At 70.5% G+C, this 18547-nt stretch carries 15 protein-coding genes; 11 read left to right on the forward strand and 4 right to left on the reverse strand.

The features are described 5' to 3' along the window. Window positions 1–271: 271 nt before the first annotated feature. A complete protein-coding gene (locus tag ABZ348_RS20335) occupies window positions 272–478 on the reverse strand; it encodes a hypothetical protein (RefSeq protein WP_358934929.1) in 207 nt (68 codons plus the stop codon). Between the two features lie 92 nt (window positions 479–570). Here ABZ348_RS20335 and ABZ348_RS20340 point away from each other — a divergent pair, with 92 nt between their 5' ends. Both ABZ348_RS20340 and cobT read left to right on the forward strand, forming a co-directional pair. Further along, window positions 571–1770 (forward strand): bifunctional adenosylcobinamide kinase/adenosylcobinamide-phosphate guanylyltransferase, encoded by a 1200-nt coding sequence (locus ABZ348_RS20340; RefSeq protein ID WP_358934931.1) that lies wholly within the window; start codon window positions 571–573, stop codon window positions 1768–1770. Between the two features lie 30 nt (window positions 1771–1800). Continuing rightward, window positions 1801–2907, forward strand: coding sequence for a nicotinate-nucleotide--dimethylbenzimidazole phosphoribosyltransferase (gene cobT / locus ABZ348_RS20345; RefSeq protein WP_358934933.1), 1107 nt, complete (start codon window positions 1801–1803; stop codon window positions 2905–2907). Window positions 2908–2948: 41 nt separating this feature from the next. On the opposite strand, the gene ABZ348_RS20350 is transcribed toward cobT, so the two are convergent. After that, window positions 2949–3701 (reverse strand): hypothetical protein, encoded by a 753-nt coding sequence (locus ABZ348_RS20350; protein ID WP_358934935.1) that lies wholly within the window; start codon window positions 3699–3701, stop codon window positions 2949–2951. 133 nt (window positions 3702–3834) lie between these two features. On the opposite strand from ABZ348_RS20350, the gene ABZ348_RS20355 reads away from it, so the two are divergent. The 8 genes from ABZ348_RS20355 to ABZ348_RS20390 all read left to right on the forward strand — a co-directional run bounded on the left by ABZ348_RS20355 (window position 3835) and on the right by ABZ348_RS20390 (window position 16208). Further along, window positions 3835–4647, forward strand: coding sequence for an adenosylcobinamide-GDP ribazoletransferase (locus ABZ348_RS20355; RefSeq protein WP_358934937.1), 813 nt, complete (start codon window positions 3835–3837; stop codon window positions 4645–4647). Window positions 4648–5037: 390 nt separating this feature from the next. Further along, window positions 5038–6555, forward strand: coding sequence for a leucyl aminopeptidase (locus tag ABZ348_RS20360; RefSeq protein ID WP_358934939.1), 1518 nt, complete (start codon window positions 5038–5040; stop codon window positions 6553–6555). Between the two features lie 325 nt (window positions 6556–6880). Next, the gene (lpdA, locus tag ABZ348_RS20365; RefSeq protein WP_358934940.1) at window positions 6881–8269 is read left to right on the forward strand and encodes a dihydrolipoyl dehydrogenase; all 1389 of its coding nucleotides are present in this window, start codon (window positions 6881–6883) and stop codon (window positions 8267–8269) included. A 128-nt stretch (window positions 8270–8397) separates the two neighbouring features. Beyond that, entirely contained in the window at window positions 8398–10245 is a 1848-nt protein-coding gene (gene sucB / locus ABZ348_RS20370; protein ID WP_358934941.1) for a 2-oxoglutarate dehydrogenase, E2 component, dihydrolipoamide succinyltransferase, read from the forward strand. A 142-nt stretch (window positions 10246–10387) separates the two neighbouring features. Then, window positions 10388–11011, forward strand: coding sequence for a GntR family transcriptional regulator (locus ABZ348_RS20375; RefSeq protein WP_358934943.1), 624 nt, complete (start codon window positions 10388–10390; stop codon window positions 11009–11011). Window positions 11012–11568: 557 nt separating this feature from the next. Continuing rightward, window positions 11569–14250: a pyruvate dehydrogenase (acetyl-transferring), homodimeric type gene (gene aceE, locus ABZ348_RS20380; RefSeq protein ID WP_358934945.1), complete on the forward strand. Its 2682-nt coding sequence runs from the start codon at window positions 11569–11571 to the stop codon at window positions 14248–14250. Window positions 14251–14379: 129 nt separating this feature from the next. Beyond that, a complete protein-coding gene (locus ABZ348_RS20385; protein WP_358934947.1) occupies window positions 14380–15198 on the forward strand; it encodes a MerR family transcriptional regulator in 819 nt (272 codons plus the stop codon). 29 nt (window positions 15199–15227) lie between these two features. After that, window positions 15228–16208: a YafY family protein gene (locus ABZ348_RS20390; RefSeq protein WP_358934949.1), complete on the forward strand. Its 981-nt coding sequence runs from the start codon at window positions 15228–15230 to the stop codon at window positions 16206–16208. Window positions 16209–16280: 72 nt separating this feature from the next. Here ABZ348_RS20390 and ABZ348_RS20395 read toward each other — a convergent pair whose 3' ends face one another. Continuing rightward, window positions 16281–17216, reverse strand: coding sequence for an SDR family oxidoreductase (locus tag ABZ348_RS20395; protein WP_358934951.1), 936 nt, complete (start codon window positions 17214–17216; stop codon window positions 16281–16283). A 220-nt stretch (window positions 17217–17436) separates the two neighbouring features. Here ABZ348_RS20395 and ABZ348_RS20400 point away from each other — a divergent pair, with 220 nt between their 5' ends. Next, a complete protein-coding gene (locus ABZ348_RS20400; RefSeq protein ID WP_358935215.1) occupies window positions 17437–17958 on the forward strand; it encodes a DUF4240 domain-containing protein in 522 nt (173 codons plus the stop codon). A 23-nt stretch (window positions 17959–17981) separates the two neighbouring features. Here the strand turns inward: ABZ348_RS20400 and ABZ348_RS20405 are convergent, their stop codons facing one another. Then, window positions 17982–18542, reverse strand: coding sequence for a GNAT family N-acetyltransferase (locus tag ABZ348_RS20405; RefSeq protein ID WP_358934953.1), 561 nt, complete (start codon window positions 18540–18542; stop codon window positions 17982–17984). Between the last annotated feature and the right edge of the window lie 5 nt (window positions 18543–18547).

The raw sequence follows: 18547 nt of genomic DNA on the forward strand, positions 1-18547 counted from the left end.
CCCAAACCCCAGCCCCCCAAAACCCGAGCAAACCCAGCCCGTCCGGCGCTTGAGGACGGAACCCCGCCACCCCCCAAGGCGGAACCCAACAAACAGGCCCCACCCGGAAAGAGCCAGACCCCAGCCCCAGGCAAGGCCCCAGCCCCAGCAAGCTCAGCCCGTCCGGCGCTTGAGGACAGAACCCCGCCACCCCCCGGGGCCGAGCCCAAACGACGAACCCCCGAAGGATCCCCCCTTCGGGGGTTCGTCGTCAGAGCCGCTGCCCCGAGGGCTACTCCGGAGCGTCCAGGCTCATGGGGCCGTAGATCTTCGTCGTGTCTTCCGAGAGGTTCACTTGGTCCGCGCCACCGTCCCGTAGCTCCTTCCAGTGCTCACCGAGCCAGGATTCCGCGTCCCCCTGGGTCGTGAACTCCTCCGGCTCGACCGCCGGCTGGACCTCCGTTCCGTCGGACTTCTCGAACCGCCACGTCCATACCATGTACGCCTCCCTGAGTCCCGCAAAGGATCTCTGTCCTGCCCGCAGCGTATCCGGGCGCGCACTGCCTGCGGTGAAGAGGCAGGATCGTGGGTGTGGAAGTGACTTTGCTCGGCACCGGCTCTCCGGCCGGTCTCCCTCAGCCAGACTGCCCCTGCGCCGCGTGTGCCGCTGCTCGGGGCTCCCGTGCGCGGGCGGCGACCGCGCTGCTCGTCGACGGGGCCCTGCTCCTGGATCTGACGCCCGGAGCCGCTCTGGCCGCTGCCCGCGCCGGGCATTCGCTCGTCGGCGTACGGCAGGTGCTGTTGACGCACCCGCACGACGGACCGGCCGTTGAGTTGCCCGCGGGGCTGCCGTCGGCGGGGCGGGTTCCCGATGGACGGGTGTTGACGTTGATCAGCGGTCACCGGGTGCGGGCCGTGGCGATGGACCACCCCGGCACGGGGTACGAGGTCTCATCCCCGGAGGGTGATCGGCTGCTGTACCTGCCTCCGGGGGGCGCTCCGGCCGGTGTGGCGGAGGGGCGGGCGGCCTACGAGATGGTCGTGGCCGATGTCGTGGGACGTCCGGATGCGATCGCGCGGCTGAGGGCCGTCGGGGCGATCGGGGCGACCACGGATGTGATCGCCGTGCACATCGGTCACGAGGTCCCCGGTGGAGCGGAGTTGGATCGTCGGCTCGCCGCCGCGGGTGCGCGGGCCGTGCCCGACGGGACGACGTTGGTGGTCGGGGAGTACCACGCCGTACCGGACGTGCCCCGGCGCACCCTGGTCACCGGTGGGGCGCGTTCGGGCAAGTCGTTGGAGGCCGAGCGTCGGTTGGAGACCTTCCCGGGCGTGCTGTACGTCGCGACGGGCGGCACGCGGCAGGGCGACGAGGAGTGGGCGGAGCGGGTGACCCTGCACCGTGACCGCCGGCCGGGTTCCTGGCGTACCGCGGAGACCTGTGATCTGGTCCCGCTGCTCGCCGAGGACGGCCCTCCGCTGTTGATCGACTGTCTGTCGCTGTGGCTGACGGATGCCATGGACCAGGTGGGTGCCTGGGACGACGTTCAGTGGCGGGAGGGCGGTGAGAGGGCGCTGCGCAAGAGGGTGGCCGAGTTGGTCACGGCGGTGCGGGAGACTCCGCGCACGGTGGTGGCGGTGACGAACGAGGTCGGGTCCGGGGTGGTTCCCGCCACCGCGTCGGGGCGCCGCTTCCGTGATGAGCTCGGTCGGTTGAACGCGGCCTTCGCCGCGGAGTGCGAGCAGGTGCTGTTGGTGGTCGCCGGACAGCCCTTGGTGCTCCGGAGCTGATCGACGGGGTGGGCGGGTACTGTTCGGCGAATGAGCAGGCTGAATCTCGATGACTTCTCCGATCTGATCGAGCGCCCGGACAGTGGCCTCCGCCAGCGTGCCGAGGACCGCCGGGCGCGGCTCGCCGTCCCGCCCGGCGCTCTGGGCCGACTCGACGAGGTGGGCGAGTGGCTGTCGCTCGCTCAGGGCCGGGTGCCGGTGAAGCCCATCGATCAGCCGCGCGTGGTGCTGTTCGCCGGTGACCACGCGGTGGCGGGACTGGGGGTGTCGGGCCGTGCGGCGGGGTCGGCGCACCGGTTGGTCCGGGCCGTGTTGGAGGGGGCGAGTCCCGTTGCGGTGGTGGCCCGCCAGGCGGGTGTTCAGGTGCGCGTCGTCGATGCCGGTCTGGACTGCGACCCCGAGCTGTTGCCGGACGACGTGGTGCGCCACCGGGTGCGGCGCGGCAGCGGGCGCATCGACGTCGAGGACGCCCTGACGCTCGACGAGACGGAGCGTGCGGTGCGCCTGGGCATGGCGATCGCCGATGAGGAGGCGGATTCCGGCACCGATCTGGTGGTGCTGGGTGATCTGAGCGTCGGGGGGACCACGGCCGCCTCCACGTTGATCGCTGCGCTGTGCGGTACGGACGCCTCGGTGGTGACGGGTCGCGGTGGCGCGGGCATCGATGATCTGGCGTGGATGCGCAAGTGCGCGGCGATCCGGGATTCGTTGCGCCGTGCCCGCCCGGTGCTGGGTGATCAGTTGGAGTTGCTGTCCGCGGTGGGGGGTGCGGAGTTGGCGGCGATGACCGGCTTCCTCCTGCAGAGCGCGACGCGGCGGATGCCGGTGATCCTGGACGGAGTGGTGTCGGCCGCTTGTGCGCTGGTGGGGCAGCGGGCTGCGTACCGCGCGCCGGACTGGTGGCTGGCGGGTCAGTTGTCGGGGGAGCCGGCGCAGGCGAAGGCGCTGGATCGGATGGCGCTCACTCCGCTGTTGGACCACGGGGTGACGGCGGGGGAAGGGACCGGGGCGCTGCTCGCCCTCCCGCTCGTTCGGGCGGCTGCCGTGCTCGCGGCCGAGTTGCCCGAGAAAGCCGCAGAAGCCGCAGAAGCCGCAGAACAGGGTGAGTCGGCGTCCGTGGGGGACCTCGGGGATTGAGTGGCCGGCCGGGATGGGCTCCGCCTCGGCACGGAGTGCCGTCACCGTCCGACGCGCTCGGGGTCGGGCGTACCCCCGATCAGGTCCTGGAACTTGCGGCGCGGCCCGTCCCAGCGTCGATCGTGCCGATAGGCGCGCACCCAGGCGCGGGCCCGGGACTTGGGCCGTCGGCGGTAGAAGCGACGTGCCCACGGCGAGGTGGGCTTGGCCAGCCGGACCGCGCCGAAGATCGCCACGAAGGGCACGAGGGTGCCCATCAGGGCCAGTTGTGGTTTGCCCTTGAACAGGGTGACGATCACCAGCAGGAAGTTCAGTACGAGGGTGCTGATCAGGGTGGCGCGGTTCTGTCGTTCGTCTGGGGTGAGGCTGTCCACGCCGAGGGGTGAGAAGCCGCTGAGCACGAGCATGGCGAGTGCGGTGGCGACGATGACGGCCTCGACGCTCTGCCGGCCCTCTTCGGTCCAGTACACGTCGTCGATGTGGACGATGAGCGCGAACTCGTCCAGGACGAGACCCGCCCCGATCCCGAAGATCACTGCGCAGACGGAGGCGGTGACGCCGTGCTGTCCGCTGCCGACGGCGCCGAAGCCGCCGACGAGGGTGAGGATGACCCCCGGTACGACGTGGTGGATGTGCACCCCGCCCGGGGTGATGTTGCGGAAGGGTCCGCGGCCCGCGCGGATCATGCGGGTGATGACGCGGGTGATGAGGAAGGTCAGCACGAAGGAGGCGAGGGCGAGGAACATCGGGAGCTTTCCCGGCTCGACGATGTTGGTGGAGAACCAGCTGCCCATAGTGCGTCCTCCCATTTTGCGCGATATGCGCAATTTACCGCCGGGGGTGGGGCCACGGGCGGCACCAGCGGGCCGAACTGTGGTGAGACGGCGTTCGGATCGCCCGGGGAGCGGACCGGGCTACCCTTCGGCGGTGAGTGAAGCACCCGTCTCCGCGGCCCTGACCGGCGTACGTTTCGCCTTCGGCACCCTCAGCATCCTGCCCGTGCGGATCACGCGCTGGGACCGCGAGGCTGCTCGGGCGGGCATGGCGTGTGCACCATTGGTGGGGCTCGTGGTCGGTCTGCTCGCGGCCGGGGCGGGCGGGGTGTTCGTCCTGCTGGACGCCGGACCGCTGCTCGTCGCCATCGCGACCGCGGCCGTGCCTGCCGTCCTCACCCGTGCCCTGCATCTGGACGGCCTCGCCGACACCGCCGACGGACTCGGCAGCGCCCGTCCCGCCGAAGACGCCCTGAAGATCATGAAGAGGTCGGACATCGGCCCCTTCGGCGTGCTGACGCTGCTGTTCACGCTGGTGGCGCAGATCGCCGCCCTGTCCGAGTTGTATGCGCAGGGCTGGGGCCACGGAGCCCTGGGCGCGATCGTCTACCAGGTCGCCGCCCGGCTGGCCCTCACCCTCGCCGCCCGCGCAGGAGTACCGGCCGCCCGTCCCAACGGTCTGGGCGCTGTGGTGGCGGAGGTGCTCTCCGTACGGTCCGCGCTGGCGATCACCGGCGGGGTCACCCTGCTCTGCGCCGCTGCCGGTTGGTTGTCGTACGGCCCTGGCGAGGCGCCGGGTCCGCTCGGCGCCCTGCACGTCGCACTGGCCGTGGTGAGCGGACTGGTGGTCGCCCAGTTGCTGTTGCGGCACTGTGTAAGGCGCTTCGGCGGGGTCACAGGGGACGTGTTCGGCGCCGTCGCCGAAACGTCCGCGACGGTCTGCCTGGTGGCGCTCGTCCTGGGCTGACCCCCATGCACCCTCACCGGAGACCGGAGGTGAGCGCACGGGCCGTCGCCCCATCGGGCGGTGACCGGTGCGCCCATGGTGAACGGAGCACGACCGACGCGGCGGGCCGACCGCCGCACACCGCTGTCCACGGCCGATGGAGCCTGCGTCCCAAGTTCCCTCCCGCTCAAGGGAGTACGTCCACCGCCTCGCTCCTGTCACATGAGCATCACCCCGCACTGCGCCCCCGGGCGCCCCCAAGCAGGCCGGACGCCACGGGCAAAGCGAACGACTGCCGCCGTGAGAGACCCGTAGGACCGCGCGTAGGCTCTTGCCGGGCGGGGTGTCGACCTATCCCCCCAACGGCCCCGAAATGGCCCTCGAACTCAACGGAAGCGAGATTTCACCACCGTGACTGCTCTCACTCTCAGCACTGCCGGTGCCGCAACGCTGCGCGCCGACGCCCTGGTCATCGGGGTCGCAAAGGGCGACAAGGGCCCGGTGGTCGCACCGGGCGCAGAGGCCGTGGACAAGGCGTTCGACGGCAAGCTCGCCTCCGTACTGGAGACCCTCGGCGCCGGTGGCTCCGAGGGCGAGGTGACCAAGCTCCCCGCGCCCGCGGGCGTCAAGGCGCCGCTGATCATCGCGGTCGGGCTCGGGTCCGTACCGAACGAGGACGAGGCGTACGGGGCCGAGTCCCTGCGCCGGGCCGCCGGCACCGCCGCCCGTGCGCTCGCCGGGTCGAAGAAGGCGGCCTACGCGCTGCCGATCGAGGCGTCGGAGGACGTCGAGGCGATCGCCGAAGGCGCGCTGCTGGGCGCGTACGCCTTCACCGCCTACCAGGGCGGCGAGGGCAACAAGGGTCCGAAGGCGCCGCTCGCCGAGATCGCCGTGCTGGGTGCGAAGCCGCGGGACAAGGCGCACAAGGCTGCGGCCGAGCGCGCGCTGACCGTCACCGAGGAACTGAACCGGGCCCGGGACCTGGTCAACACCCCGCCCAACGACCTCTACCCCGAGTCCTTCGCCGCAGTGGTCACCGCCGCGGGCAAGGAGCACGGCGTCAAGGTGCAGGTCCTGGACGACAAGGCCCTGATCAAGGGCGGGTACGGCGGCATCCTCGGCGTCGGCCAGGGCTCGCAGAACCCGCCGCGGTTGGTGAAGCTCACCTACACCCACTCCAAGGACGCCAAGACGCTGGCGCTCGTGGGCAAGGGCATCACCTATGACTCGGGCGGCATCTCCCTCAAGCCGGCCGGCCACAACGAGACGATGAAGTGCGACATGGCCGGCGCCGCCGCGGTGTTCGCCGCCGTCATCGCCGCCGCCCGGCTCGGGCTGCCGGTCAACGTCACCGGCTGGCTCGCCCTGGCGGAGAACATGCCGTCCGGTTCCGCCGTGCGCCCCGGCGACGTACTGCGTATGTACAGCGGCAAGACGGTCGAGGTGCTCAACACCGACGCCGAGGGCCGGCTGGTGCTGGCGGACGCGCTGTGGAAGGCGTCGGAGGAGAAGCCCGACGCGATCGTGGACGTGGCCACGCTGACCGGCGCCATGATGGTCGCGCTCGGCAACCGCACCTTCGGCATCATGGCCAACGACGACGCGTTCCGTACCGCCATCTACGAGACCGCGGAGGAGGCCGGCGAGCAGTCCTGGCCGATGCCGCTGCCGAGCGAGCTGCGCAAGGGCATGGACTCCCCCACCGCGGACATCGCGAACATGGGTGAGCGGATGGGCAGCGGCCTGGTGGCCGGTCTGTTCCTCCAGGAGTTCGTGGGCGAGGGCATCACCTGGGCGCACCTGGACATCGCCGGCCCGGCGTTCCACGAGGGGGCCCCGTACGGCTACACCCCCAAGGGCGGCACCGGCTCGTCCGTGCGCACCCTGGTGAAGCTGGCCGAGCGGATCGGCGCGGGCGAGCTCGGCTGACGACGTCCCGCAGGGGTGGCGGCGGACGGTTCCGCACCGTCGCCACCCCTCGGAGCGCGTTCGCTCTCGACGAAATCTCGCCACGGGCGGAATCGTTTCGGCTCTACCGGGGTTGTTACGCCCCGGTAATGTTTGAGGTGATCGATCAGACGCCGGAAGACACCCGCCCCGCGTCCCGTCTTCCCCCAACAAGTGCGAAGATGGGCTCGGCAGGACAGGGCCCCACGACAGGGCCGAAGAAACAGCGGCCGCACACCAGCCGAGAGACCGGTCGTCCCCGGGAAGGGGACCCCGGCGACCGGCGCACATGCATGGAGGACGTGACGTGGCGAACGACGCCAGCACCGTTTTCGACCTAGTGATCCTCGGCGGCGGTAGCGGCGGTTACGCTGCGGCGCTGCGCGGAGCCCAGCTGGGCCTGGACGTCGCCCTGATCGAGAAGGACAAGGTCGGCGGCACCTGCCTGCACTACGGCTGCATCCCCACCAAGGCTCTGCTGCACGCCGGCGAGATCGCCGACCAGGCCCGTGAATCCGAGCAGTTCGGTGTCCGGGCGACGTTCGAGGGCATCGACGTCGCAGCCGTGCACAAGTACAAGGACGAGGTGATCTCCGGCCTGTACAAGGGACTCCAGGGCCTGATCGCCTCGCGCAAGGTCACCACCTTCGAGGGTGAGGGCCGACTGTCCTCGCCGACGTCGGTCGACGTCAACGGCCAGCGCATCCAGGGCCGGCACATCCTCCTCGCGACCGGTTCCGTACCGAAGTCGCTACCCGGCCTGGAGATCGACGGCAACCGCATCATCTCCTCCGACCACGCACTGAAGCTGGACCGCGTTCCGCAGTCCGCGATCGTGCTCGGCGGCGGTGTGATCGGCGTGGAGTTCGCCTCCGCGTGGAAGTCCTTCGGCGCGGACGTCACGGTCATCGAGGGCCTCAAGCACCTGGTGCCCGTCGAGGACGAGAACAGCTCCAAGCTTCTTGAGCGCGCCTTCCGCAAGCGCGGCATCAAGTTCAACCTCGGCACCTTCTTCGAGAAGGCCGAGTACACGCAGGACGGCGTCCGGGTGACCCTCGCGGACGGCAAGACCTTCGAGGCCGAGGTGCTGCTGGTCGCCGTCGGTCGCGGCCCGGTCTCGGCCGGTATCGGTTACGAGGAGCAGGGCGTCGCGATGGACCGCGGTTACGTCCTCGCCGACGAGTACATGCGCACCAACGTGCCCACGATCTCCGCGGTCGGCGACCTGGTCCCGACGCTCCAGCTCGCGCACGTCGGCTTCGCCGAGGGCATCCTGGTGGCGGAACGGCTCGCCGGTCTGAACCCCGTCCCGGTCGACTACGACGGTGTGCCCCGGGTGACGTACTGCCACCCGGAGGTCGCGTCCGTCGGCATCACCGAGGCCAAGGCCAAGGAGATCTACGGTGCGGACAAGGTCGTCGCGCTGAAGTACAACCTCGGTGGCAACGGCAAGAGCAAGATCCTCAAGACCCAGGGCGAGATCAAGCTCGTCCAGGTCAAGGACGGTGCCGTGGTCGGTGTCCACATGGTGGGTGACCGGATGGGCGAGCAGATCGGCGAGGCCCAGCTGATCTACAACTGGGAGGCTCTGCCGTCCGAGGTGGCGCAGCTCATCCACGCGCACCCCACCCAGAACGAGGCGCTCGGCGAGGCCCACCTCGCGCTCGCGGGCAAGCCGCTGCACGCGCATGACTGAGCTGACCGAGCCGTTCCCGCAGCTCGCGCTGACTGAGTCCCTCGGGCCAGACGACCACTTCCGCATTTCCCCTACGCTCGCGCTTCGCTTGAGCTGGGGAGACCCCACCGTTAGGAGCAACTGAAACCATGTCGGTTTCCGTAACCCTTCCGGCGCTCGGTGAGAGCGTCACCGAGGGCACTGTCACCCGCTGGCTGAAGGCCGAGGGCGAGCGCGTCGAGGCCGACGAGCCGTTGCTTGAGGTCTCGACCGACAAGGTCGACACCGAGATCCCCGCGCCCGCGTCCGGTGTGCTGGCCTCCATCAAGGTCGCCGAGGACGAGACGGTCGAGGTCGGCGCCGAGCTGGCCATCATCGACGACGGTTCCGGTGCGCCGGCCGAGGCTCCGGCCCCGGCTGCCGCACAGGCGCCTGCGCCGGCTCCCGCCCAGGAAGCTCCCGCTCCCGCCCAGGAGGCTCCGGCCCCTGCCCCGGTGCAGGAAGCTCCCGCTCCGGTCGCCGAGGCCCCCGCCCCGGCTCCCGCGCAGGAGGCTCCGGCCGGCGGTGCGAGCGGCACCGACGTGGTGCTGCCCGCGCTCGGTGAGAGCGTCACCGAGGGCACGGTCACCCGCTGGCTGAAGGAGGTCGGCGACTCCGTCGAGGCCGACGAGCCGCTGCTGGAGGTCTCGACCGACAAGGTCGACACCGAGATCCCCGCCCCCACGGCCGGCGTCCTGCTGGAGATCGTGGTCGGCGAGGACGAGACCGCCGAGGTCGGCGCCAAGCTGGCCGTCATCGGTGCTCCCGGTGCTGCTCCGGCCGCCCCGGCCCAGCCCGCGGCGCCGGCTCCCGCACCCGCCCAGCAGGCACCGGCACCCGCTCCGGCACCCGCTCCTGCGCCGGCAGCACCCGCGGCGCCGGCCCAGCCCGCAGCCCCGGCACCCGCCGCCCAGGCTCCCGCGCCCGCTCCGGCGCCGGCTCAGCCCGCGGCTCCCGCTCCGGCACCCGCCCAGCAGGCACCGGCGGCACCCGCCGCCCCGGCCCAGCCCACGGCGCCCGTCGGCAGCGATGTGTACGTGACCCCGCTGGTCCGCAAGCTCGCCTCCGAGAACAGCGTGGACCTGTCCGCGGTCAAGGGCTCGGGCGTCGGCGGACGCATCCGCAAGCAGGACGTCATCGCAGCGGCGGAGGCCAGCAAGGCCGCCGCACCTGCTCCGGCCGCCGCACCCGCGGCTGCCGCGCCGTCGGCGAAGGCCCCCTCCCTTGAGGTGTCCCCGCTGCGCGGCCAGACGGTCAAGATGACCCGGATGCGCAAGCTCATCGGCGACAACATGATGAAGGCGCTGCACGGTCAGGCCCAGCTGACCTCGGTCGTCGAGGTCGACGTCACCAAGCTGATGCGGCTGCGCAACCAGGCCAAGGAGAGCTTCGCGGCCCGCGAGGGCGTCAAGCTCTCCCCGATGCCGTTCTTCGTGAAGGCCGCGGCCCAGGCGCTCAAGGCCCACCCGATCATCAACGCCCGGATCAACGAGGACGAAGGCACCGTCACGTACTTCGACTCGGAGAACATCGGCATCGCCGTGGACTCCGAGAAGGGTCTGATGACGCCGGTCATCAAGGGCGCTGGCGACCTCAACATCGCCGGCATCGCCAAGAAGACCGCCGAACTCGCCGGAGCCGTCCGCTCCAACAAGATCCGGCCGGACGACCTGGCGGGCGCGACCTTCACCATCAGCAACACCGGTTCGCGCGGTGCGCTCTTCGACACGGTCATCGTGCCGCCGACCCAGGCAGCCATCCTGGGCATCGGTGCCACGGTGAAGCGCCCGGCCGTCATCGAGACGCCGGACGGCACCGTGATCGGCGTCCGTGACATGACGTATCTCTCGCTCTCGTACGACCACCGCCTGGTGGACGGCGCGGACGCCGCCCGCTACCTGACCGCCGTCAAGGCGATCTTGGAAGCCGGCGAGTTCGAGGTTGAGCTGGGCCTTTAAGGCCCGTCGGCAGGTGTCTACCGACAGTGCACTACGGCGCCCCCGTCCGGGTCCTCCCGGGCGGGGGCGCCGTGCGTCCGCTGTCCCCCGCCGGCCGAGGGGCATAATCGGTGAGCTATGCCCATTCCTGAAGGAGCCCCCCATGACCCCGCCCGTCGTCCAGTCGCTGCGGGAGCAGATCCGCGCGCACATCGTGGAGGGGATCGTCAGTGGCCGCTGGAAGCCGGGCGAGCGGATCGTCGAGCGCGGCATCGCCACCGAGCTCCAGGTCTCGCAGACCCCCGTCCGTGAGGCGCTCCGCGAGCTGGAGAGCCTCCGACTGATCGAGTCCGCGCCCAACAAGGGCGTCCGGGTGCGCAATCTGACCGCGGCCGACCTGGAGGAGAGCTATCCCGTCCGGGCGGGGCTGGAACAGATCGCGGCGGAGCTCGCGGCCGAGCAACTCGCCAAGGACTGCTCCACGCTCCAGCCCCATGTGACCGCCCTGTACGCCGCTGACCAGGCCGGGGACTCGGCGGGCCAGGTCCGGCACACGGTCGCCTTCCACCGGGAGCTGGTGCGCGCCGCGGACAATGCCGTGCTGCTCCACACCTGGGAGGGGCTGGGCATCGAGGTCTTCACCGCCCTGTCGATCCGATGGCTGGGGACGGTCCAGCAGTCGTACGCGGAGGAGCACGAGGCGCTGGTGGAGGCGTTCCTCCGACGCGATCCGGACATCGGCCTCCTGGTGAAGGCACATGTCCTGGGGTGCGCACCGCGGGCATAGCCCCGATCCCGGGGCACGACGGCGCCCCCTTGGAGGCCGCTGCTCCGGTCCGCGCCCGTACCGGCCCGGTGTCCTCGCCTGTCGTTTTAGGCGCGCCCAACGTTTCTGTCGCAGGCTGCGCGCATGGTCCGTGTCACTCGGCAGGCCGGCTGCGCCGCCGGTCTCCGCACCGGTGCCGTACGGCCACCACGGCCGGGACGTGCGCCCTGGCTGGTAACCGCCGGCGGCCGTCCTGACGGCCGTCCGCGCGAACGCCCCCCGGTCATCACGCCCAGCCAGTACGCTCCCACAGAGCGCAGAATCCCCATGACCCTCTGCTGTCGGGCCAGTAACAAAGCCCTGCTCAGGGCGGGGATTTGCGGCACCGGGTGCCGCCCCTCGGGGCACGGAATGCCAATTTCGCCCCGCAGAGTATTTTTATCTCCGAATACTTTGATCGATCATCGATCAGAGGCTTACAGTCGCTTTCGGGGTCAGCCCCCACCGCCCTGTCCTGCCAGACGAGGCAGCCCCATCACCCCCTGTTACACCACCTCCCAGTCCGGAAGGCGGCGATCATGACCGACCCCGTAGGCAAGCTTCCGAGCGAGCTCGACCAGCTCCCGGATCGTGACAGTGAGGAGACCGCCGAATGGGCGGCCTCCCTCGATGCCGTTACGCAGCATGCCGGCCCGCATCGCGCCGCGTATCTGATGCGCCGCACCCTCCAGCACGCCGAGGCCGCCGGCATCCCGGTGCCCCGGTTGCTGGAGACGGACTACGTGAACACCATCCCGACCGCCGCCGAGCCCGCCTTCGACGGCGACGAGGCGTTGGAAGCACGGATCACCGCGTGGAACCGCTGGAACGCAGCCGCGATGGTCACCCGGGGCTCCCGCCTCGGCGTGGGCGGCCACATAGCCACGTTCGCCTCTGCCGCCTGGCTCTACGAGACGGGCTTCAACCACTTCTTCCAGGGCAAGGAGCGTGATGGCAGCGGCGACCAGATCTACGTCCAGGGCCACGCCTCCCCCGGCATCTACGCCCGCGCCTTCCTCGACGGCCGGTTGAGCGAGGCGCACCTGGACAGATTCCGCCAGGAGGCCGGTGGCGAGGGCCTGCCCTCGTACCCGCATCCGCGCCGACTGCCCTGGCTGTGGGAGTTCCCCACCGTTTCCATGGGTCTCGGGCCGCTCTCGGCCATCTATCAAGCGCGTTTCAACCGTTATCTCCACAATCGCAAGATCAAGGACACCTCCGCCTCCCATGTGTGGGCCTTCCTCGGTGACGGCGAGATGGACGAGCCCGAGTCGACCGCGGCCCTCGCCCTCGCGGCCCGGGAGCAGTTGGACAACCTGACGTTCGTCATCAACTGCAACCTCCAGCGCCTCGACGGACCGGTGCGCGCCAACTTCAAGATCGTGCAGGAGCTGGAGGCCCAGTTCCGTGGCGCCGGCTGGAACGTCGTCAAGTCCCTCTGGGGCTCCGCCTGGGACGAGCTGTTCCAGCTCGACACCACGGGCGCCCTGCTGCGCCGGCTGCGCGAGGTGCCGGACGCCCAGTTCCAGACGTACGCCACTCGCGACGTCGCGTACATCCGTGAGCACTTCTTCGGCACCGAGCCCGCTCTGAGCGAGCTGGCGCGGGTCATTGGGGACGCCAAGATCGCGGAGTGCTTCTACACCTCCCGCGGCGGCCACGAGGCCCGCAAGGTGTACGCCGCGTACCGGGCGGCGCTCTCCCACAAGGGCGCGCCGACCGTGATCCTCGCGCAGACCGTCAAGGGCCACACCCTCGGCAAGGGCTTCGCGTCGAAGAACGCCAACCACCAGATGAAGAAGCTGACGGTGGACGAGTTCAAGTGCATGCGGGACCTGCTGGAACTGCCGATCCCCGACCGTGCCTTCGACGACGGTCTGGTGCCCTACGGCCACCCCGGCGAGGACGCCCCCGAGGTGCGCTACCTCCACGAGCGCCGTGCGGCACTCGGCGGACCGGCCCCTGCGCGCCGAGTGCACTCCGTGGCCCTGCCGGCCCCCGAGGAGCGCGCGTTCGCGACCCTGGAGAAGGGTTCCGGCAAGCAGGAGATGGCCACCACCATGGCCTTCGTCCGGCTGGTCAAGGACCTGATGCGGGACAAGGAGACCGGTCGCCGCTGGGTGCCGATCGTGCCCGACGAGGCCCGCACCTTCGGCATGGAGTCGCTGTTCCCCTCGGCCGGCATCTACTCGCCGCTGGGCCAGACGTACGAGCCGGTCGACCGCGACCAGCTGATGTACTACCGGGAGGCCAAGGACGGCCAGATCCTCAACGAGGGGATCACCGAGGCCGGTTCCATGGCGGACTTCATCGCCGCCGCCACGTCGTACGCGACGCACGGCGAGCCGATGATCCCGTTCTACATCTTCTACTCGATGTTCGGCTGGCAGCGCACCGGTGACCAGATGTGGCAGCTCGCCGACCAGCTCGGCAAGGGCTTCATCGTCGGTGCGACCGCGGGCCGCACGACGCTGACCGGCGAGGGCCTCCAGCACGCCGACGGCCATTCGCACCTGATCGCGGCCACCAACCCGGCGTCGCTCAACTACGACCCTGCGTTCGCGTACGAGATCGCGGTGATCGTCAAGGAGGGTCTGCGCCGGATGTACGGGGAGAACCTCCCCGGCGAGGACCCCAACGTCTTCTACTACCTGACCGTCTACAACGAGCCCAAGCCGCAGCCCGCCATGCCCGAGGGCGTGACAGAGGGCATCATCCGCGGCCTCTACCGCTTCAAGGAGGGCGTGGCCGCCTCCCCCGACTCGCCGCGGCTCCAGCTGCTCGGCTCGGGAACGGCGATCCACTGGGCCCTGGAGGCACAGGAACTGCTCGCGGCCGAGTGGGGCGTCACGGCCGACGTCTGGTCGGCTACCTCCTGGGGCGAGCTGCGTCGGGACGCGCTGGAGGCCGATGCGGCCCTGCTCCGCGGCGAGCAGCGCACCCCGTACGTCACGCAGGCGCTCAGCGGTGCTCCGGGCCCGGTGCTGGCGGTCAGCGACTGGATGCGTCAGGTGCCGGACCAGATCAGCCAGTGGGTCGAGCAGGACTGGTCCTCGCTCGGCACGGACGGCTTCGGTCTGTCGGACACCCGGCCGGCGGCCCGACGGCACTTCGGTGTCGACGCCCAGTCGGTGACGGTCGCGGCGCTGGCCCAGCTGGCGCGGCGCGGTGAGATTCCGGCTTCCGTGGTCAAGGAGGCGCGCGAGCGCTACGGCCTGTGATTAACGCCCCCATTCGTCGGGGGATGTGGCACGGAGAGTAAAAATTGAGGGGCGTCCCCGGAGACCGTGGTCTCCCGAGGGGGCGCCCCTTGACCTTGACACCGTGTGAACCCGTGCACTGAGGGAGTCATGTTCACCATCGGAGACTTCGCCAGGCACGGCCGGGTATCGGCCCGGATGCTGCGCCACTACGACGCGATCGGGCTGCTGCGCCCGGAGCGCACCGACCCGTTCACGGGCTACCGCCACTACGCGGCGGCCCAGCTCGCCCGACTCAACCGGATCGTCGCCCTCAAGGACCTCGGTTTCACCCTGGACCAGGTGGGGCGGATCCTGGAGGAGAAGGTGAGTACGGAGGAGTTGCGCGGGATGCTCGTCCTGCGGCGGGCAGAGCTGGAGGCGGCGATGACCGCGGCTGCGGCGACGCTGGGTCAGGTCGAGGCGAGGCTCCGAACGATCGAGAGCGAGGGGCACATGCCCACCGACGACGTCGTCATCAAGTCCCTTCCGGCCGTCCGGGTCGCCGAGCTGACGGCGGTGGCCAAGAGCTATGCACCGGAGCACATCGGCCCGGTCATCGGCCCCCTCTACACGGAGCTGTTCCGACGGCTGGAGGCGTCGGACGTCACGCCGACCGGTCCGGGCATCGCCCACTACGAGGACGGGCCCCAGGGCGACGGCTCGATCGTGGTCCACGCCGGCGTGACGGTCTCGGCGTCCCCCCGGCCCGGGTCGGACTTCGAGATCGTCGAACTGCCCGCGGTCGAACGGGCGGCGACGCTCGTGCACCGCGGCCCGATGCAGTCGGTGATGCCGTCGGCACAGACGCTCGCCCGCTGGATCGACGCGGGCGGCCACCGGTCGGCCGGCTATGCGCGCGAGGTCAGCCTGGAGTGCCCGCCCGACCCGGACCAGTGGGTCACCGAGCTCCAGGAGCCGTTGGCGTAGTCCGTGTGGGCCCGGGCGATGATGGGGCCATGCGCGCTGCTCGGCTGATCAAGATGGTGCTGCTCCTCCAGTCCCGGCCGTCCATGACGGGTGCCGAACTGGCCCGTGAGTTGGAGGTGTCGGAGCGGACGGTGACCCGGGATGCCCTGGCCCTGTCGGAGGCGGGTGTCCCGGTGTACGCGGATCGCGGTCGGGCCGGCGGGTACCGACTGGTCGGCGGCTACCGCACCGGATTGACCGGCTTGGGCCGCAGCGAGGCCGAGGCACTGTTCCTGTCGGGGCTGCCGGGGGCGCTGCGGGAGATGGGGCTTGCGGACGCGGCCTCAGCGGCGCGGCTGAAGGTGTCCGCGGCCCTGCTGCCCTCGCTCAGCGACGCCTCACGGAGTGCCGCACAGCGCTTCCACCTCGATGCCCCCGGCTGGTACCAGGAGCCGAAGACCCCGCCCCTGCTGCCCACGGTCGCCGAGGCGGTGTGGGACGACCGCCCGGTCGCGGTGGTGTACCGCAACCGCAAGGGCGTCGAGGTGCGGCGGGAGTTGGAACCGTACGGTCTCGTGCTCAAGGCGGGGGTCTGGTACCTCTGTGCGCGGGTGGCGGGTTCCTTTCGGGTGTATCGGATCGATCGCTTCGAGTCCGTCGACGAGCCGCCGGACAGCGGGGTCTTCGTCCGCGACGAAGCATTCGACCTGCCGGAGTTCTGGGCGGAGCGGGCGACGCAGTTCGCCCGCTCCATCCTGCGGACGGAGATCGTGGTGCGCCTCACCGAGCAGGGCGTTCACCGATTGCCCTACGTCACGGATCGCGCCGCCGCCCGGGAGGCCCTGGCCGTGTCGGCCCCCGCCGATCGGGAGGGGTGGACGACCGTCAGACTGCCGGTGGAGTCCCCCGATGTGGCGTACGCGCAGTTGTTCGCGCTGGGGCCGGACATGGAGGTGTTGGAGCCGGTGGAGTTGCGCGAGAGGTTCGCGACGGCGGCGCGTCGAACGGCCGATCTCTACGACCGCTCCTGAGGGGTGTCCACGACCGGTCTCAGGGATACGGACTCGGCGGCCCTCCCGTGGCCCCCTCGACAACGCTGACGGCTACCGGTAGTCCACCGGGTCCGGCGACTCGCCGGCGCGCTCGGCGAGGATGAAGCCCCAGACATCCGGCCTGCTGCCATCGGTGTCCGTGAGGTCGTACTCCTGGGCGAGCCGCCCGCTGTCCACCGACTGTCCGTTCCAACGGGCACGCTCGGGGTCCGCGGCCAGCGCGGCGACTCCGCGGCCGAGGTAGAGGGGGGATTCGGAGAGCGACCAGTGCGGCTGTGCCTCGGTGCCCTCGCGCCAGTTCTCCTCGGTGAGGCCGAAGGTGTCCAGCATCTCCTCGGAGCGGATGAACCCCGGGGTGACGGCCACGGCCGTACCGCCCACGGCCTTCAGTTCTTCACCGAGGACAAAGGCCATGCGGATGGGCGTGTTCTTGGCCAGGTCGTAGTAGAAGTTCTCGCGGAAGCCCTCGTTGGTCCGGGAGGTCCCGTCGGTGACCTCGATGACGAGCCCGCCCGGCCTGCGGACCAACAGGGGCAGCGCCACGCTACTGGTGATGATGTGGCTGCGTACCCCGAGGTCGATCATCCGCAGTCCACGGTCGAGGTCGATGTCCCACATCCGGGTGTCGAAGTCGAGGAGCGCATTGCCGCCCCAGATGTCGTTGACGAGGATGTCGAGCCGGCCCTGCTCGCGTTCGATCCTGGTGACGAGGTCCCTGACCTGCGCGACCTGGAGATGATCGGTGGGCACGGCGATTCCCGTGCCGCCCGCGGCGGACACCAGTTCGGCCGTCTCCTCGATGGTTTCCGTCGGTCGGCCCATCTCGCTGACCCGTTCGCGGGTCGTGCGACCGGTGACGTAGACGGTCGCGCCCTGCTGTCCGAGCTGTACGGCGATGGCCCGTCCCGCACCCCGGGTGGCCCCGGCGACGAGAGCGATCCGCCCGGCGAGCGGGGGTGCGTCCGCTGCTGTGTTCTTGGTGGTCATGAGGACGACCGTCGCACGAATACCGGACATCTCCTGTCGCCGATTGCGCCCGCTTGAACAACGGGCGGTCAATCTCCTTCGAAAGGCTCCCCCGAAAGGCTTCTTCGCAAGAACACGCCCTCCGGAGCACAGCCCTCCCTCGAAACAACCCTTCGAAATCCTCATCACTTCGGTGGCTCGGCGTGCGCCGCCCCCCGCCAACCACGATGCTGGACCCGTGATGGACGAGACGGAGTTCTGGGAGATCGTCGACAGCACCCGCGAGGCCGCCGAGGGCGACCCCGAAGACCATGCCGACCTGCTGGTGGAACGGCTGATGCAGCTCGACCCCGACTCTGTGCTGGACTTCGCCCGTCATTTCGAGGCCCGCTACAACCGTGCCTACACCTGGGACCTGTGGGGAGCGGCAGCCGTACTGCTCGGCGGAGCCAGCGACGACGCCTTCGACTACTTCCGCTGCTGGTTGATCGGACAGGGCAGGGAGATCTTCGAGGGCGGGGTGCACGAGCCGGACGCGCTGGCCGAACTCCTCGAAGACTTCGACGACGACATCGACGGGGATGGCGAGGAGCTGGGGTACGCGGCGGACGAAGCGTACGAACAGCTGACCGGCGTCGTCGCACCGGACCTGGGGATTCCGCCACAGCCGGCGGAGCCGCTGGGTAGCCCGTTCGACTTCGACGACGATGCCGGGCTGGCCCGCCGCTTCCCCCGCTTGTGGGAGCGTTTCGGCACGGACTGAGCGGCTGCGGGCGGGGCGCTCGGCTAGCGCAGGCTCCGGCCCATGATCACGTCGTCGACGTACCGCCCGCCGAGGAAGAACTCCTCGGGCAGCACCCCCTCCACCGCGAACCCCTCGGACTCGTAGAGCGCGCGGGCGGGCGTGTTGTGCCCCAGCACCCGCAGGGTGATCCGCACAGCGCCCTGGCTTCTCGCCTCCCGACAGGCCGCCCGCAACAGCGCACGCGCCACGCCACGCCCCCGGGCCCTCGGAGCGACGGCGAGCCCCTGGATCTGCCGCACGTGCTGGTTGGACGCGAGCGAGGTCGGCGGAACGAGTCGGATGTAGCCGATCACCGGACCGCCGGCACCACCGGCCGACGGCGGCACACCTTCGATTTCCCCGGCACCGACCCCTTCGGCCGGCTTCGCCGCCTCTTCCGCCACGAGGTAGTCCTGCGGGCGGTGGTTCGAGTCGAAGAAGGCGTCGTACGGGGGCAGGGGGCGTGGGGTCACCGCGTGCAGGGTCGACCAGGTCTCCACGTCGAGGGCGGTGAGCAGGGCGTCATCGGCGAGCAGGGCGGGGCGTATGTGCGACTCGGGCATGACGG

It is taken from the genome of Streptomyces sp. NPDC005963 (assembly GCF_040638655.1).
Taxonomy (GTDB): domain Bacteria; phylum Actinomycetota; class Actinomycetes; order Streptomycetales; family Streptomycetaceae; genus Streptomyces.